The organism is Achromobacter sp. 1012554356, assembly GCF_059760815.1.
On sequence record NZ_JCBANC010000024.1, the window covers coordinates 1 to 17,011 of the forward strand.

Genomic DNA, 17,011 nt, shown 5'->3' on the forward strand with positions numbered 1-17,011 from the left:
GCTCCGCACAGGGCGGAGCCGCGAAACCCGTGCTTAGCGCACCGGCCAGCCGTACATCAGGCCGCCTTGCGTCCACAGCTTGTTCAGGCCGCGCTCCAGCTTGAGGGGGCTGTCCTTGCCCATCGCGCGGTCATAGCTTTCGCCGTAATTGCCGACCTGCTTGATGATGTTGTAGGCCCACTTGTCGTCCAGACCCAGGTTCTTGCCCATGCCCGGCGTCACGCCCAGGATGCGCTGCACGTTCGGGTTGGTGCTCTTCAACATTTCATCGACGTTCTTGGACGTGATGCCGTATTCCTCGGCTTCCAGCATCGCGTTCAGCGACCAGCGCACGATGTTGAACCACTGCTCGTCGCCCTGGCGGACCATGGGGCCGAGGGGTTCCTTGGACAGGTTCTCGGTCAGGATTTCCCAGTCGTCGGGCTTGGCCAGACGCGTGCGCATGTTGGCGGCGGTATTGGACTTGTCGTTGGTGTAGGCGTCGCAACGGCCCGATTCCAGCAGGCGGAAGTTTTCGTCGTAGTTCTCGACCAGCACGGGCTTGAACGTCAGGCCGCGGCTACGGAAATAGTCGGCCAGGTTCAGTTCGGTGGTGGTGCCGGGCTGCACGCAGATGGTGGCGCCGTCCAGTTCCTTCACGCTCTTGACGTTCATCGCCTTCTTCACGATCAGCCCCTGGGCGTCATAGAAGTTCACGCCCACCCCAATCAGGCCCAGCGTGGTGTCGCGAGTCAGGGTCTGCGTGGTGTTGCGCGACAGCATGTCGATTTCGCCGGACTGCAGCGCCGTGAACTTGGCCTGGGCGGTCAGCACATTGCCCTTCACCTTGGAGGCATCGCCGAACATGGCGGCCGCGACCGCGCGGCACATGTCCACGTCCAGGCCGGTCCATTCGCCTTTGCTGTCGAGCACCGAGAAACCGGGAATGCCGGCAAAGCCGCACTGCAGGAAGCCCTTTTTCTTGACGGCCTCGAAGGTCACGCCGGCCTGCGCGCCGGATGCGACGCACAGCAGGGTTGCCGCAATGGCGGAGCTCAGAAACTTGCGCATGGAGATTTCTCCTGGGGATCGAAAGTGATTGAAAAGCGGAAGGGTCGAAAACGGCCAAGCGTGCGGGGTCCGCCCCGGCAAGCCGGAGAGGGTGCGTCGCGCAGTCGGACGGGGTACGGAAAGAGGGGGGGTAGAGCGCCGGCGCGGGGCCGGTCAGTGGGTGCGCCGGTGAATGCGCGTGGCGTAGGGGTGGTACGTACTGCGGAGGGTAAGAATGGGGCTCATCGGCGGCACTGCTACGGCAGGTCTTACGGGTCGCGGAAGACGCAGGCGGTGCTGAAGCCGCGTCGTATTACGTTATGCAATAGGACGTATGATGGCAGCCGTCATACAAGTAAACAAGTAAGGGGATTCCCGTAATTGGCATCACGGGCGGGCAGGCAGGCGGGGTTAAAGCGCCGGGGGATGGGACAGCAGCTTGCGGTAGCGCGCGATACTGTCGCCCAGGTGGCGGGCCATGGCGGCGCGCGCGGCGCCGGGGTCGCGGCGCATGATGGCCGTCAGGATGGCTTCGTGTTCACGTACGTTGCGGATCTCGTACGTTTCCAGTTCTTCGGGGGTCTTGCCGCCGTGCTTGATGTTCAGATCGAGCATGACGTCGCGCACCGCCGCCTTGAGCAGGGCCGGAAAGTGCGGATTGTTGGACGCGCGAGCGATCGACAGATGAAATTCGTAATCCGCCTTGACCGCGGCTTCCATGTCGCGGGTGGCGCGGTTGAAGGCATCAAAGGCCTCGACGATGCCGGCCAGGTCCGCCGCGCTGCGGCGCTCCGCCGCCAGCCCACAGGCTTCCACTTCAAGGCCGGCCCGCAATTCCATGATGTGCAGCGCCCAGCGCGGGTCCGTGGCGGGCTCCACGACAAAGTCGATGGGCTTTTCACGGTCTTCGGTAACGAAAACGCCAATGCCGGGTTTGCTGACCAGGCGGCCGCTCAGGCGCATGGAGGCCACGGCTTCGCGGATGACGGTGCGGCTGACCTCGAATTCGTCGCATAGCGCGTGTTCGGAGGGCAGCTTGTCGCCGGCGCGGTACTGGCGCCCGTCAAGGCGCTTGGTCAGTTCCTCGATGACGAAATCGGTCAGGCGCGAGCGGGGAGGCCGGGCGGGAGTTTGCATTGTCTCTCTTATAGGGAAAATCGCTGCGGGCGAGGCTGGCGGTCTGGCGCGCAGCCGCAAGTGTACGCGTTCCTCTGAAGCCTATTGGGTGTCCGGCCCAAAGGCGTCGGCCGCGCCAGATGCGCGCGGCCGCGAGGAAGCACAGAGGCCATATGACAACATACGGGATGAATTCCGCCAACTTTTCTTTGCATCAAGAAGCAAAACGCCCTCCAGCGGAGGGCGTTCTGGCGGCTAGTCGCGCACGCGGTCAGTGCGAACCGATTATTCGGCGCCGGACTTCTTGATCAGGGCGGCAAGCATTTCCATTTCTTCGCCGGTCAGGTCGGTCAGCGGCGCACGCACCGGGCCGGCGTCGTGGCCGACCAGCTTGGCGCCGGCCTTGACGATGCTGACGGCATAGCCGGCCTTGCGGTTGCGGATTTCCAGGTAGGGCAGGAAGAAATCGTCCAGCAGGCGGTTGGTGGTGTCGCTGTCGCCGGCGGCAATCGCGTGATAGAACTCCATGGCCATCTTGGGCACGAAGTTGAAGACGGCCGACGAGTAGACCGGCACGCCCAGCGCGCGGTAGGCGGCTGCGTAGACTTCGGCGGTGGGCAGGCCGCCCAGATAGGAGAAGCGGTCGCCCATCTTGCGGCGGATGCGGACCATCGATTCGATGTCGCCGATGCCGTCCTTGAAGCCGACCAGGTTCGGGCAGCGGTCTGCCAGGCGGGCCAGGCTGTCGGCCGACAGGCGCGATTGGGCGCGGTTGTAGACGATGACGCCGATATTGACCGACTTGCAGACCTGCTCGACGTGGGCGGCGATGCCGTCCTGCGAGGCTTCGGTCAGGTAGTGGGGCAGCAGCAGGACGCCCTTGGCGCCTTGGCGCTCGGCTTCCTGGGCGTAGGCGATGGCGGTGCGGGTGGGGCCACCGGCGCCGGCCAGGATCGGCACCTTGCCCTTGCAGGTTTGCACGGCGGTGCGGATGACGTCGGAGTATTCGTCGGGGGCCAGCGAGAAGAATTCACCGGTGCCGCCGGCGGCGAACAGGGCCGTGGCGCCATAGGGAGCCAGCCATTCCAGACGAGCCGCATAGCTCTTGGCGTTGAAATCGCCGTTCTGGTCGAAGTCGGTCACGGGGAAGGAGAGCAATCCTTCCGAGACGATGGCTTTGAGTTCCTGGGGAGTCGTCATGGCTGTCTTCCAAATATGAGGAATGGGTATTGAAAAGGCGGTATGCCGTGGCCGCGGCGTTATTCGATCCGCGATGTCAGTCATCGTACAACATATAAGTTGGCCTTACAACGGTTGCAGGGTAGAAATGTTGTCGTACAACAAGCCATGCATTTCTTCCGAATCTAGGAATTTCCCTATGTTGAACGGAGAACTGGCCCGCGCTATTCTCAGCGCTCATTGTCGTACGACAACGTACAAGAAACACGACAATTCCAAATCTCTAGGAGACAAGTTTGAAGGTATTTCCCCTGTTGAGCCGCCTGTCGGCCGTCCTGGCCGTCGCCACCGCGTTTGCCGCACCCGTCCACGCCGCCGATGACTGGCCCTCCGGCAAGGCCATCACGCTGGTCGTCCCGTTTGCGGCGGGCGGCACGTCCGACATCCTGGGCCGTCTGATCGCGCAGGAATTGGGCACTTCGCTCAAGCAGACCGTCGTCGTTGAAAACAAGGGCGGCGCCGGCGGCGTGCTGGGCGCGGACGCCGTGGCGCGCGCCAAGCCGGACGGTTACACGCTGCTGCTGGGCACGATCGCCACGCACGCGATCAATCCGTCGCTGCTGCCCAGCATCAACTACAACGCCGCAAAGGATTTCTCGCCCGTGATCCTGTTGGGCAGCATTTCCAATGTGCTGCTGGTGGGCGCGAACGAGCCCTACAAGTCCGTGCAGGATGTCGTCGCGGCCGCCAAGACCAACCCCGACACGATCGCCTTCGGCTCGGCCGGGCAGGGCACGTCGCAGCATCTCTCGGGCGAAGTGTTCAAGCAGCTGACGGGCGCGCACCTGACGCACGTGCCGTACCGCGGCAGCGCGCCGGCCATTTCGGACCTGATCGGTGGTCAGATCCCCAGCTCGTTCGAAACCGCCCTGGTCGCATTGCCCTACGTGCAAAGCGGCAAGGTGCGCGCGCTGGCGGTCACGTCCGCCAAGCGCACCGCCGTGCTGCCGGACGTGCCCACCATGCAGGAAGCAGGCGTGGCCGGTTTCGACGTCAGCAGCTGGCAGGCGATCTACGCGCCGGCCAACACCCCGCCGGCCGTGGTCGAAAAGCTGAACAAGACGATCGCCGACATCGTGGCCAAGCCCGAAGTCGCCGCCAAGATGCAGGGACTGGGCCTGGCCTACACGCCGAACACGCCCGCCGAGTTCACGGCATTCCAGACGGCCGAGCAGGCCAAGTGGGCCAAGATCATTGCCGATGGAAAGCTGAAGGCGCAGTGATTGCGAAGTTGGGTATGTGAGCCTGGCGCGGGGAGTCGATCCTTGCGCCAGGTTTTTTTATTGGGCGGCACGTTTGATTCGCGCACGGTGGCTGGGCTTGCAATGGGCGTCTCAGTAGGTGTCTGACACCCGTTGTGATGCTGCAACAACTTGCCGGGCATCTCCCTAGGGTGTCAGACACCTTTTGCGAGGGTGTAAGACACCCCCGGGCACGCCGTGGCGCTTTGGAGATGCGTGGATACCCGTTGATGCGGCGAATCGGGGCTTGCAATGGGTGTCTCAGTAGGTGTCTGACACCCGTTGTGATGCTGCAACAACTTGCCGGGCATCTCCCTAGGGTGTCAGACACCTTTTGGGAGGGTGTAAGACACCGCTGGGCACGCCGTGGCGCTGGAGATGGGTGGATACCCGTTGATGCGGCGAATCGGGGCTTGCAATGGGTGTCTCAGTAGGTGTCTGACACCCGTTGTGATGCTGCAACTACTTGCCGGGCATCTCCCTAGGGTGTCAGACACCTTTTGCGAGGGTGTCAGATACCTTTTGGGCACACCGTGGCGCTCGAACAACGGGTGTCTGACACCCACGTGCACCGCGCGCCAAATGGCGTAGGCCCCGGGCCGCGTGATGCGGCGCCGGGGCCTACGGCTGGTCCGAGGCAACGCCTAAAGCCAGGCGTCAACCCATTACGCGTTGGCCAGCTTGCCGTCGACCATGCGCGTCAGGCCGAGCGGGTTGGCGCGCTTGATGCCGTCGGGCAGCAGGGCGTCGGGCAGGTCCTGGTAGCAGACCGGGCGCAGGAAGCGGCGGATCGCCGTGGCGCCCACCGACGTCGAGGCCGGATTCGACGTGGCCGGGAACGGGCCGCCGTGGACCATGGCGTGGCTTACTTCCACGCCGGTCGGGTAACCGTTGGCCAGGATGCGCCCAGCCTTGCGTTCCAGCACCGGCAGCAGTGCGCGGGCGTCGTCCACGTCGGCGCCGTCCACGAACAGCGTCGCGGTCAGTTGGCCTTCCAGGTGCTCGGCCACGGCGCGGACCTGCGCGGCATCCTTGCACGCGACGACCAGCGAAGCGGGGCCGAAGACTTCGGCTTCCAGTTCGTGCGAAGCCAGGAACTGGTCGGCGCTGGCGCCAAACACCACGGCGCCGGCGGCGTTGCATGCCGGGTTCGAGGGTTCACCGCGGCCGACCGTCGACACGCTGGCGTGACGGGCCAGGGCGTCCGCGCCTTGCTCATAGGCCGAGAAGATGCCCGGCGTCAGCATGGTGGCGGCGCCCTTGGCCTTGACGGCCTCGGCGGCAGCCTTGCGGAAGCGGTCCAGCGCCGGACCTTCGATGCCGATCACCAGGCCGGGATTCGTGCAGAACTGGCCCACACCCATCGACAGCGAATCCACGAAGCCCTTGGCGATGGTCTCGGCGCGCGCTTCCAGCGCGGCCGGCAGCAGGAAGACGGGGTTGATGCTGGACATTTCCGCGTACACGGGAATCGGCACCGGGCGGGCGTTGGCGGCGGCGACCAGCGCCAGACCGCCACGGCGCGAACCGGTGAAGCCAATTGCCGTGATGGCCGGGTGGGTCGCCAGTGCGGTGCCGATTTCGTTACCGGCGCCGAACAGCAGCGAGAACGTGCCTTCGGGCAGGCCGTGCTTGGCGACGGCTTGCTGGATGGCGCGGCCGACCAGCTCGGACGTGCCGGGGTGGGCATTGTGCGCCTTGACGATCACCGGGCAACCGGCGGCCAGCGCCGACGCGGTGTCGCCGCCCGCGACCGAGAAGGCGAGCGGGAAGTTGCTGGCGCCGAACACCACCACGGGGCCCAGGGGAACGTTGGCCAGGCGCAGGTCGGCGCGCGGCAGCGGCTGGCGCTCGGGTTGGGCCGGATCAATGGTGGCGTCCAGGAAATACCCGTCGCGAACGACGCGGGCGAAGAGGCGCAGCTGGCCGACCGTGCGGCCGCGCTCGCCTTGCAGGCGGGCGACGGGAAGGCCGGTTTCCTGGTGCGCGCGCTCGATCAGCGCATCGCCAATGGCCACGATGTTTTCAGCAATGCTTTCAAGGAATTGCGCGCGCGTCTCCAGCGGCAGGGCGCGGTACGCGTCGAAGGCGGTACGGGCCAATTCGGCGGCGCGCGACACGTCGTCAGCGGAGCCAGCGGGGTAGGCGGGTTCCAGGCGTTCGCCAGTGGCGGGGTTGATGGCGTGCTGGGCAGCGCCCGCGCCCAGGACGGCGGTCGAGCCGATCAACATCTGGCCGGTCAAGTTCATGGTCATCTCCAAAAATAGACGCCGATCCGAAGGATGGGCGTTTTCGCCCCCGACGGGTCCGGGGAAAAAAATGCCCCCGGACCGGGGGCAGATAGAAGGGGTCAGGGCAAGCCGATCACTCGGCGCCGGACTTCTTGATCAGGGCGGCGAGCATTTCCATTTCTTCGCCGGTCAGGTCGGTCAGCGGCGCGCGCACCGGGCCGGCGTCGTGGCCGACCAGCTTGGCGCCGGCCTTGACGATGCTGACGGCGTAGCCGGCCTTGCGGTTGCGGATTTCCAGGTAGGGCAGGAAGAAATCGTCCAGCAGGCGGTTGGTGGTGTCGCTGTCGCCGGCGGCAATCGCGTGATAGAACTCCATGGCCATCTTGGGCACGAAGTTGAAGACGGCCGACGAGTAGACCGGCACGCCCAGCGCGCGGTAGGCGGCTGCGTAGACTTCGGCGGTGGGCAGGCCGCCCAGGTAGGAGAAGCGGTCGCCCATCTTGCGGCGGATGCGGACCATCGATTCGATGTCGCCGATGCCGTCCTTGAAGCCGACCAGGTTCGGGCAGCGGTCTGCCAGGCGGGCCAGGCTGTCGGCCGACAGGCGCGATTGGGCGCGGTTGTAGACGATGACGCCGATGTTGACCGACTTGCAGACCTGCTCGACGTGGGCGGCGATGCCGTCCTGCGAGGCTTCGGTCAGGTAGTGGGGCAGCAGCAGGACGCCCTTGGCGCCTTGGCGCTCGGCTTCCTGGGCGTAGGCGATGGCGGTGCGGGTGGGGCCACCGGCGCCGGCCAGGATCGGCACCTTGCCCTTGCAGGTTTGCACGGCGGTGCGGATGACGTCGGAGTATTCGTCGGGGGCCAGCGAGAAGAATTCACCGGTGCCGCCGGCGGCGAACAGGGCGGTGGCGCCGTAGGGAGCCAGCCATTCCAGACGAGCCGCATAGCTCTTGGCGTTGAAATCGCCGTTCTGGTCGAAGTCGGTCACGGGGAAGGACAGCAGGCCTTCCGAAACAATGGCCTTGAGTTCTTGCGGAGTCGTCATGTTGCGCTCATCCCTAAATGGCCGTCGCAGGCGAAAGGTTGGTGCTTGCGAACGGGATGCGGTGGTAAAAGGTGAGTCATCGTACAACATCAAATTGCCGGATTCAAGGCGTGTCCCCATGGGGCGCGGCATTTACAAGGGGAAACCCGAAATTCCTTTCTGATGCCTTTCAGCGATATTCTCTTGGTTGTACGATAACGTACGGTGCCCGCAGCGGGGCATCCATCAGGCTAAAGGATTCATCATGCAGGTTGCAGTCGAGCAGGCCCCGGTCCTCATCAAGATTCATCCCGACGACAATGTCGCCATCGTGGCGAACGACGGCGGATTGCCTGCGGGAACCGTTCTGCCCGACGGGCTTCAATTGGTTGACGCCGTGCCGCAAGGGCACAAGGTGGCGCTGACCGATCTGGCCGAGGGTGACGAAGTCAGGCGCTACAACGTGGTGGTCGGTTACGCCGCCAAGGCCCTGCCGCGCGGCAGCTGGATCAACGAGCGCGTCACCACCATGCCAACGGCCCGCACGCTGGAAGACCTGCCGGTCTCCACGCGGATTGCGCCGCTGCCGCCGCTCGAGGGCTACACCTTCCAGGGCTATCGCAACGCGGACGGCACCGTCGGCACGCGCAACATTCTTGCCATCAGCACCACCGTGCAGTGCGTGCAGGGCGTGGTCGAACATGCGGTGGCGCGCATCCGCCGCGAACTGCTGCCGCTGTATCCCAACGTGGACGACGTGGTGGGCATCGAGCACACCTACGGCTGCGGCGTGGCCATCGACGCGCCGGGCGCAGCGATTCCGATCCGCACACTGCACAACATCGCCCGCAATCCGAATTTCGGCGGCACGTCCATGGTGGTCAGCCTGGGCTGTGAAAAGCTGCAGCCTGAACGCCTGCTGGCGCCCACCGCCATTCCGATCCGCGCCGGCGAAGGCATGGGCGGCAACGGCGTGGAGACGATCGTGCTGCAGGACGAAGAGAACATCGGCTTCGATTCGATGATCCAGCTCATCATGCGCACGGCCGAGCGCCACCTGCAGAAGCTCAATGCCCGTCAACGCGAAACCTGCCCGGTGTCGGACCTGACCGTCGGTGTGCAATGCGGCGGCAGCGATGCGTTTTCCGGTGTGACGGCCAACCCCGCCGTGGGCTTTGCCACCGACCTGCTGGTGCGCGCTGGCGGCACGGTGATGTTTTCCGAGAACACCGAGGTGCGCGACGGCATCGACCAGCTGACTGCCCGCGCCGAAACGCCTGAAGTCGCCGACGCGCTGATCCGCGAAATGGCCTGGTACGACGCGTATCTGCAGCGCGGCATGGCCGATCGCAGCGCCAACACCAGCCCCGGCAACAAGAAGGGCGGCCTGTCGAACATCGTCGAAAAGGCCATGGGGTCGATCGTCAAGTCGGGTTCGTCGCCGATCCATGGCGTGCTGTCGCCCGGCGACCGCCTGACGCGCAAGGGCCTGATCTTTGCGGCCACGCCCGCCAGCGACTTCATCTGCGGCACGCTGCAACTGGCCGCCGGCATGAACCTGCACATCTTCACCACCGGCCGCGGCACGCCCTACGGGCTGGCGCAGGTGCCGGTCATCAAGGTCGCCACGCGCTCGGCGCTGGCGCGCCGCTGGCACGACCTGATGGACGTGGATGCCGGCGTCATCGCCACCGGCCAGGCCTCGATCGAGGAAGTGGGCTGGCAGCTCTTTCAGATGATGCTGGACGTCGCCAGCGGCAAGAAGCAGACCTGTGCGGAAAAGCTCAAGCTGCACAACGCTCTGGCGCTGTTCAACCCGGGCCCCGTGACCTGATCGGGGACCCAATCCGTCCGTAGCGCCATCGCAGAATAAAACCACCGAGAGGAGACAGCCGATGGAAATTGACCCGCAAGTCCAGGCCGGCCGGCGCCGGCTGCTGGGCGCCGCGCTTGCTCTGGCCCCCGCCAGTCTCGTGCACGCGCAGTCTTTCAGCTTCACCCCGCAGCAGCGCTACCCGGATCCCTCGGTCCGGATTCTGGACCCGGAATTCGCCAAGTTCCGCATCTACAGCAGCAGCGTGGAGCAACTGGCTACCGGCTTCCGCTGGCTGGAAGGCCCGGTCTGGTTTGGTGATGGCCGCTACCTGCTGGTGTCGGACATTCCCAACGACCGAATCCTGCGCTGGGACGAGACCACCGGTCAGATCAGCGTGTTCCGACAGCCGTCCAACTTCAGCAACGGGCTTGCGCGCGACCGCCAGGGCCGTCTGCTGGCCTGCGAACACCTGACCCGCCGCGTCACCCGGACGGAGTACGACGGCAGCATCACCGTCCTGGCCGACCGCTTCGATGGCAAACGCTTCAATTCGCCCAACGACATCGTCTGCCAGCGCAACGGCGCCATCTGGTTCACCGATCCGCCTTTCGGCATCGGCGGACACTGGGAAGGCGACAAGGCCACGCCAGAGCTGCCGCATTCCGTCTATCGCATCGATCCCGCCAACGGCCGCGTGACGCTGGCGCTTGCCGATCTGGCCGGCCCCAACGGCCTGTGCTTTTCGCCAGACGAGAAAGTGCTGTACATCGTCGAGTCGCGCCACCAGCCCAACCGCGTGATCTGGGCCTTCGACGTGAGCGCGGAAGGCGCGCTGTCGAACAAGCGCGTGCACGTCGACGCGCAGGGACCCGGCGCCATCGACGGCATCAAGTGCGACGAGGCCGGCAACCTGTGGTGCGGCTGGGGCAGCAACGGATCGCCCGACGCCAAATCCGAGGATCTGGACGGCGTGATGGTCTTCAATCCCGCCGGCAAGGCGATTGGCCACATCCGGCTGCCGGAACGCTGCGCCAATCTTTGCTTCGGCGGCGCCAAGCGCAACCGCCTATTCATGGCGAGCAGCCATTCGCTCTATGCCCTGTACGTGGAGACCCGCGGCGCGGCATAGGCACATCCCCACCGCGGCCTCACCAGGCCGCGGGACACTTCAACACACATACCAAACAGTGTGGAGACAGCATGAACCCGAGCAAGAGACAGTTTCTGGGCAGCGCCGCGGCGCTTTGCCTGACGCCCCTGGTGCCGGCATGGGCCCAATCGGCGCAATGGCCGACGCGGCCCGTGCGCATTGTCGTGCCTTACCCGCCCGGCGGCTCGTCGGACATCATCGCGCGCATCCTGGCGCCCCGCCTGGCCGAAGTGCTCAAGCAGACCGTCGTCGTCGAGAACAAACCTGGCGCCAATGGCAACCTGGGCGCCGGCCTGGTGGTGCAGTCGGCGCAGGAAGGCCACACGGTCCTTCTGTGCGACGTGGGCGCGCTGGCGATCAGCCCGTCCGTCTACACCAAGCTGACCTTTGATCCGTCCAAGGACCTGCGCGCCGTGGGCATGCTGGCGTACTCGCCGCACGTGCTGGCCGTGCATCCCGACGTGAAGGCCAAGACCGTGCAGGATCTGGTCGAGCTGTCCAAGAAAGAACGCATCAACTTTGCCGTCACCGCCATCGGCAGCGCGCCGCACCTGGCGGCTGTCGCGGTTCAGCAGGCCACCGGCGCGCAATGGGAATACGTGCCGTACAAGGGCGGTTCGCAGGCGGTCACCGACACCATCGGCGGCCAGACGCAGATCATCATGAACGGCCTGCTGGCCACGCTGCCGCACATCAAGTCCGGCAAGCTGCGCGCGATCGCGATTTCCAAGAGCGAGCGCATGAAGCTGGTGCCGGACATCCCCACCATCTCCGAGCAAGGCGTGAAGGGCTTTGAATCCGGCACGTGGCAAGGCGTGATGGCTCCGTCCAACATGACCGACCCCGTGGCGGCCCAGCTGCAGGCGCTGATGGCGCAGATCGTCACGCAGCCGGACGTCACGGCGCAGTTGAACGAGCAGGGCGCCGAGATCGTCACCAAGAGCCCGGCCGAGCTTGCGCAGTTCTTCAGCAGCGAGCGCGCACGCTGGGCCAAGGTCGTGGCCAGCACCGACATCCGCCTGGACTGATCGGGTTTGGCCACCGATTCTCCGCCTTGCTAGGGGCGGGGGATCGGGAGCACACTGGAATGGCATCCAGGCTTCGGCCTGGAGCGATTCCCGTGGAGCACCATCAATGAAAGCCTCGTTCGCGGCGTTGGTGTTGGCGGCATTGGGAGCGTTATCCACCCTGGCAAGCGCGCCAGCGCTGGCGCGCGATCCGCCTCCGACAGTGCCATCGCCGCCCGCATCCGCCCGCGTCGTGCCGGATACATGCCTGGGCACCGACTGCCCGCGCATCGTGGACCCGGGCAAGATCAATCGGGATTGCCTCGGCACGTCATGCCCGGGCTCCCGCTATCCGCCGCCTGCGTCAACGCCCGCGCGGCCGCAGGATCAGCCTGGGCTGAAGGCGCCCACCCGGACATGGCTGCCGCCGTTGCCGCCCCGGCCGGGCCAGGCGCCCGTGGGCCCGCTGACGCCGGCGCCCGCCTTGCCGCGATAAGTGTGGGGCTCGGGCGTTATTCGTCGCACATGCGCAGACTATCCCGGTAGGGCTCGGCCTGCGTCATGCCGGCCAGCACCTCGCGCAGCGTCGCCTGGACGAGCTTGACGGCCTGCGTCAACGGACGGCTCGATGCCGTCGCCACCATGAGGCGGGTGGACAGGCCCGGGTCGACGATCCGGCGGGCGATCAGCTTGCCCGACGCGACTTCATTCATCACGGCGGGCAGGGCCAGCACAGTGTGCGCCAGGCCTTCGACGACGATGTCCTTCATCAGCTCCAGCGCGTCCATTTCGAAGACCACGTTGAGCGGCATGTCGGCCTGCGTGGCCGCCTGTTCCAGCGTGCGGCGCAGGCCGTGATTGCGCGTGGGCAGCGCCAGCGGCAGATCACGCAGCGCTGTGAACGGGATGGCCGGCATCGCACGCGCGGCGGGCGACAGACCTTGCGGCGGAGACACCAGCGCAAGATCCAGTTCGGCCAGGGGCGACACCGCGATGTGCTGCGACCGCCGCGCGTCGTGCAGCACGGCAATGTCCACGCGGGCATTGGTCAGCCATTCATGCACGTAGCCGCTATAGCCCGTGATGACGTTGAGTTGAATCCGAGGGTGCCGGCGCCAGATCTCGGCGACAAGCCGCATGCCCACCATGTGACAGAGCGTGGGCGTGAGCCCAAGCATGACCTGGCCTGACGGCGATTTCTGATCGTTATGGAACTCGGTTACCACGTGATCCATCTGCCGCATGAGCGGACGCAGCCGGTCCAGCAGCTTTTCGCCGTCGGGCGTCAGCGACACGCCGCGCCCGTTGCGGTAGAGCAGGGCGCAGCCACATTCGTCTTCCAGCTTGCGCACCTGCCTGCCGAGCGCCGACTGAGCAATGCCGAGCACCGATGCCGCCCGGGAAAAGCTGCCCAGATCCGCGACGTGGATCAGGTTTTCGATCTTGCGTAGGTCCATCGTCTCCGGAGCACGGCGGCCATGCTGCTGCAGGCGCCGCTGTCTCATTCTTGTATATCTGGTTGCCAGAGTATGCCTAGTTGGCCCGGGGATGCCAATCTAGAATGCCCTGGACCTTTTCCTGCCGGGGCCCAAGCTTATGTCCGCATCCGCAACACCGAACACTTCCGCCCACGCGTTGATCCAGGTGTTGGCCGACAATGCCATCGACCGCGTGTTTGTGGTTCCCGGCGAAAGCTATCTGGGCGTCCTGGACGCGCTGCATGATTTTCCCGGCATCGACGTGGTGACGTGCCGCCACGAAGGCGGCGCGGCGTTCATGGCCTGCGCCGATGCGCGTCTGACGGGGCGCCCCGGCGTGGTGATGGTGTCGCGCGGACCGGGCGCCGCCAATGCCGCGATCGGCGTGCATGCGGCGCAGCAGGACGCCGTGCCGATGATCCTCTTGATCGGCCAGGTGCCGAAAAAAGACGTGCGCAAGGAAGCGTTCCAGGAAATCGACTATCAAAAGATGTTTGGTTCCATGGCCAAGTGGGTGGTCGAGGTGACCACGCCCGAGGAACTGGCGGTTGCCGCGTTCAAGGCCGTGCGGGTCGCGATGGCCGGCACGCCCGGGCCGGTGGTGATGGTGGTGCCCGAAGACGTGCAACAGGCGTTGGTGGACCAACACGACTGGATAGCAACGCCTGAAGTCCCTTCACAACCCGCGCCGGATGGGCTGGCGCATGTCCACACGCTGCTGTCCCGCGCACACAAGCCGCTGATCATCGCGGGTGGCGGATTCAACCGTCCGGGCGGCCGCGAAGCGCTGATGCGTCTGGCGGTGCGTCACGCCATTCCGGTGGCAGTCTCGTTCCGCCAGCACGACCTGTTTCCCAACACGCATCCGCTGTATGCGGGCGACCTCGATCTGTCGACGCCAGCCGCGCAGGTGGCGGCGCTGGATGCGAGCGACCTGATCCTGGCGCTGGGCACACGGCTGGGCGACATCACGACGCAGGGCTACACATTTCCCGCGCATCCGCGGCCGCGACAGACGCTGGTGCACTGCTATCCGGATCCGCACATCGTGAATCAGCATTTCGCGGCCGATGTGGGATGGGTGGCAGATCCCACGGCCACGGCGGCGGCGCTCGCCGAACTGCCGGCCACGGGCGAAGGGTTGGCGCGCGACGACTGGGCAGCCACGCTGCGCGCGATTCGGGAACGGATGGCGGCATGGCCAGACGCGGCGGGGCGCGCCGTAGACGACCGCATTCCTTTCTTCCAAGTGGTCCAGGCGCTGGCGGCGCAGGCGCCCGCGGACGTGGCGATATGCCTGGATGCCGGCACCTTTGCCGCGCCGGTGTACCGGCATTTCCCGTTCGTTTATCCGCAACGGCTGCTGGCCTCGCAATCCGGCGCGATGGGCTACGGGACGCCGGCGGCCGTTGCCGCGCAGTTGCGCGATCCCAAGCGCCGGGTCGTCTGCATGGCGGGAGACGGCGGCTTCACGATGACCGGCAACGAAATGGCCGCGGCGGCCGAGCGCGGGCTGCCCATCCTGTTCATCGTCGCCAACAACAACTGCTACGGCTCGATCCGGCTGCACCAGGCGCGCACGTATCCCGGGCGGTACGTGGGCACCGATCTCGCCAGCCCCGACTTCACGATGATGTCGCGCGCCTTCGGCATCCAGTCCGAATACCTGACGCGCGCCGATCAACTGCATGACGCCATCGCACGCGGCCTGGCATCGGACGCGCCGTACCTGCTGGAAGTGCGCAGCAGCCTGGGCGCCATCCTGCCCGCCGGCGTGAGCCACGCGGCAGGCGTCGACCTTGCGCCGCGCAGCGGGCATCAATCCTTGTAGCCCGGGTCCTTGCGGTCCATCAGGCGCAGCATGGCGGGCCATTCCAGGTCGCCAAAAGGCCGGCGGGTGCCGGGCTGGTACAGCAGCCACGTCTTTTCGATGACCTCGGGCGGCGGCAGGCAAAGCTCACGTCCCGAGCTCAGGGCGTCGACCTGCGCCTTGCAGGCCATCTCCAGCCAATAGAGCGTATTGAACGCCTGTGCGATAGACGGGCCTGCCGCCAGCAGCCCATGGTTGCGCAGGATCATCGCATCGGACGATCCCAGGTCCGCCACCAGGCGCCCGCGCTCGTCCAGGTCGATGGCGACGCTTTCGTAGTCGTGATACGGAATCTTCGCAAACCGCATCGCGGTCTGCGTCAGCGGCAGCAGACCGCATTGCAGCGCCGACACGGCCATGCCTGCCCGCGTGTGCGTATGGATGACACACGCCACATCGTGCCGCGCCCCGTGCACCGCACTGTGAATCACATAGCCTGCGGCGTTGATGCCGTAGCCGGAAGGCTGATCCAGAATGTTGCCGGCCAGATCGATCTTGACGAGGCTGGACGCGGTGATCTCGTCATACATCATGCCGTAGGGGTTGATGAGCAGATGATCGTCGGTGTCCGGGATGCGGGCGGTGATGTGGTTGTAGATCAGGTCGCTCATGCCAAAGTGCGCCACCAGCCGGTAGCACGCGGCCAACTGGACGCGCGTGTCCCATTCCTGGCTGCTCATTTCCGCTTTTGTGTTCATGGTTGCCGTTTCCTTGTCAGTCCGTGCCTTTCACGTTGAATTCGCGGACCACATTGCCCCACGATTCGTACTCGGATTTCATCATCGCCCCGAACCGCGCCGGCGATTCGGTGGTGCGGACCTGCGCGCCCAGGTCCGCGAGCTTGTCGCGCACGGCGGCATCGGCCAGCACGGCGTTCATTTCGCGGGCCAGCTTTTCCTGGATGGCGGGCGGTATGCCGGCCGGCGCAATCAGTCCCAGCCACGCGCCCATGTCAAAGCCCGGAAAGCCTTGCTCCGCGACGGTGGGCACGTCGGGCAGCGTGGGCACGCGCTCCGGCGTGCTGACGGCCAGCGCCTTCAAGCGGCCCGCCTTCACCATGGACAGCGACGACACCATCGTGTCGAACGTCGCGTAGGTACGCCCGCCCACGATGTCCGTCTGCGCCTGGCTGCTGCCCTTGTACGGCACATGGACCATCGTCGCGCCTGCCTTGGACAGCAGCACGGACGTCACCAGGTGGCTTGTCGTGCCGACGCCGGTGGTGCCGTAGGTGTATTGCCCCGGCTTGGCCTTCACGGCGGTCAGGAAGTCGGTCAGATTGCGCGCCGGGTTGTCGGCGCTGACGACGAACAGGTAAGGCAGCCAGGTGATCAATCCGATAGGCGCAAAGTCCTTGCGCGCGTCGTAGTTCAGGTTGGGGTACACGTGCGGATTGATCGCCTGCGGCGCGGACGCGCCGATCATCAGCGTGTAACCGTCGGGTTTGGCGCGCGCACCCAGGCCCGCCGCGATGGAGCCGCCCGCACCCGGCTTGTTCTCCACGATGAATTGTTGGCCCATGCGCTGCGCCAGCCGTTCGCCCAGCAACCGCGCCACCGTGTCGGTCGCCGTACCCGGCGGAAAGCCCACCAGGATGGTCACCGGCTTGGCGGGGTAGGGCTCGTCCTGGGCTTGCGCGGCGCTGCCCGCCGTCCATAGCGTGGCAGCCAGCGTGACGGCCAGTATTCTTGCGTGTCGCATCTGTCGTCTCTCCAGTCTTTGTTGTTGAATGGCGGGAGAGCGCTGGCGCCGGCCCGCATCGGGCCCGGCTCCTCGACCGCTCCGACGCCTTTTACGGTCGCACACC

Annotated in this window: 14 protein-coding genes; 6 read left to right on the plus strand and 8 right to left on the minus strand. The window is 65.8% G+C overall.

Annotated elements, in window-relative coordinates:
* Positions 1 to 33 precede the first annotated feature (33 nt).
* The 3 genes from AC6LJW_RS14195 to kdgD (AC6LJW_RS14205) form a co-directional block, all read right to left on the minus strand.
* The gene (locus AC6LJW_RS14195; RefSeq protein WP_427984603.1) at positions 34 to 1,050 is read right to left on the minus strand and encodes an amino acid ABC transporter substrate-binding protein; all 1,017 of its coding nucleotides are present in this window, start codon (positions 1,048 to 1,050) and stop codon (positions 34 to 36) included.
* A 390-nt stretch (positions 1,051 to 1,440) separates the two neighbouring features.
* The gene (locus tag AC6LJW_RS14200) at positions 1,441 to 2,166 is read right to left on the minus strand and encodes a FadR/GntR family transcriptional regulator (RefSeq protein WP_056561429.1); all 726 of its coding nucleotides are present in this window, start codon (positions 2,164 to 2,166) and stop codon (positions 1,441 to 1,443) included.
* A 264-nt stretch (positions 2,167 to 2,430) separates the two neighbouring features.
* Positions 2,431 to 3,345 carry a 5-dehydro-4-deoxyglucarate dehydratase gene (gene kdgD / locus AC6LJW_RS14205; RefSeq protein WP_286896166.1) on the minus strand — a complete coding sequence of 305 codons (915 nt, stop codon included), beginning with the start codon at positions 3,343 to 3,345 and terminating at the stop codon, positions 2,431 to 2,433.
* A 275-nt stretch (positions 3,346 to 3,620) separates the two neighbouring features.
* Here kdgD (AC6LJW_RS14205) and AC6LJW_RS14210 point away from each other — a divergent pair, with 275 nt between their 5' ends.
* The gene (locus AC6LJW_RS14210; RefSeq protein WP_056561428.1) at positions 3,621 to 4,607 is read left to right on the plus strand and encodes a Bug family tripartite tricarboxylate transporter substrate binding protein; all 987 of its coding nucleotides are present in this window, start codon (positions 3,621 to 3,623) and stop codon (positions 4,605 to 4,607) included.
* A gap of 683 nt (positions 4,608 to 5,290) precedes the next feature.
* Here AC6LJW_RS14210 and AC6LJW_RS14215 read toward each other — a convergent pair.
* Both AC6LJW_RS14215 and kdgD (AC6LJW_RS14220) read right to left on the minus strand, forming a co-directional pair.
* Positions 5,291 to 6,874 (minus strand): aldehyde dehydrogenase (NADP(+)), encoded by a 1,584-nt coding sequence (locus AC6LJW_RS14215; RefSeq protein WP_056561427.1) that lies wholly within the window; start codon positions 6,872 to 6,874, stop codon positions 5,291 to 5,293.
* A 115-nt stretch (positions 6,875 to 6,989) separates the two neighbouring features.
* The gene (gene kdgD, locus AC6LJW_RS14220; protein WP_286896166.1) at positions 6,990 to 7,904 is read right to left on the minus strand and encodes a 5-dehydro-4-deoxyglucarate dehydratase; all 915 of its coding nucleotides are present in this window, start codon (positions 7,902 to 7,904) and stop codon (positions 6,990 to 6,992) included.
* A gap of 244 nt (positions 7,905 to 8,148) precedes the next feature.
* Here kdgD (AC6LJW_RS14220) and garD point away from each other — a divergent pair, with 244 nt between their 5' ends.
* From garD to AC6LJW_RS14240, 4 genes are all read left to right on the plus strand, one after another.
* Positions 8,149 to 9,717 carry a galactarate dehydratase gene (gene garD, locus AC6LJW_RS14225; protein WP_056561426.1) on the plus strand — a complete coding sequence of 523 codons (1,569 nt, stop codon included), beginning with the start codon at positions 8,149 to 8,151 and terminating at the stop codon, positions 9,715 to 9,717.
* A gap of 61 nt (positions 9,718 to 9,778) precedes the next feature.
* Positions 9,779 to 10,828 (plus strand): SMP-30/gluconolactonase/LRE family protein, encoded by a 1,050-nt coding sequence (locus AC6LJW_RS14230; protein WP_056561425.1) that lies wholly within the window; start codon positions 9,779 to 9,781, stop codon positions 10,826 to 10,828.
* Between the two features lie 71 nt (positions 10,829 to 10,899).
* Positions 10,900 to 11,877, plus strand: a complete 978-nt coding sequence (locus tag AC6LJW_RS14235) for a Bug family tripartite tricarboxylate transporter substrate binding protein (protein WP_056561424.1) — start codon at positions 10,900 to 10,902, stop codon at positions 11,875 to 11,877.
* A gap of 106 nt (positions 11,878 to 11,983) precedes the next feature.
* Positions 11,984 to 12,352 (plus strand): hypothetical protein, encoded by a 369-nt coding sequence (locus AC6LJW_RS14240; RefSeq protein WP_498087604.1) that lies wholly within the window; start codon positions 11,984 to 11,986, stop codon positions 12,350 to 12,352.
* 16 nt (positions 12,353 to 12,368) lie between these two features.
* On the opposite strand, the gene AC6LJW_RS14245 is transcribed toward AC6LJW_RS14240, so the two are convergent.
* Positions 12,369 to 13,313, minus strand: a complete 945-nt coding sequence (locus AC6LJW_RS14245; RefSeq protein ID WP_498087605.1) for a LysR family transcriptional regulator — start codon at positions 13,311 to 13,313, stop codon at positions 12,369 to 12,371.
* 139 nt (positions 13,314 to 13,452) lie between these two features.
* On the opposite strand from AC6LJW_RS14245, the gene AC6LJW_RS14250 reads away from it, so the two are divergent.
* Positions 13,453 to 15,165: a thiamine pyrophosphate-binding protein gene (locus AC6LJW_RS14250; protein WP_498087606.1), complete on the plus strand. Its 1,713-nt coding sequence runs from the start codon at positions 13,453 to 13,455 to the stop codon at positions 15,163 to 15,165.
* Here the strand turns inward: AC6LJW_RS14250 and AC6LJW_RS14255 are convergent.
* Positions 15,153 to 15,902 (minus strand): class II aldolase/adducin family protein, encoded by a 750-nt coding sequence (locus tag AC6LJW_RS14255; RefSeq protein ID WP_056561420.1) that lies wholly within the window; start codon positions 15,900 to 15,902, stop codon positions 15,153 to 15,155. The two genes, AC6LJW_RS14250 and AC6LJW_RS14255, sit on opposite strands and share 13 nt — an antisense overlap.
* A 16-nt stretch (positions 15,903 to 15,918) precedes the next feature.
* A complete protein-coding gene (locus tag AC6LJW_RS14260; protein ID WP_498087607.1) occupies positions 15,919 to 16,905 on the minus strand; it encodes a Bug family tripartite tricarboxylate transporter substrate binding protein in 987 nt (328 codons plus the stop codon).
* Between the last annotated feature and the right edge of the window lie 106 nt (positions 16,906 to 17,011).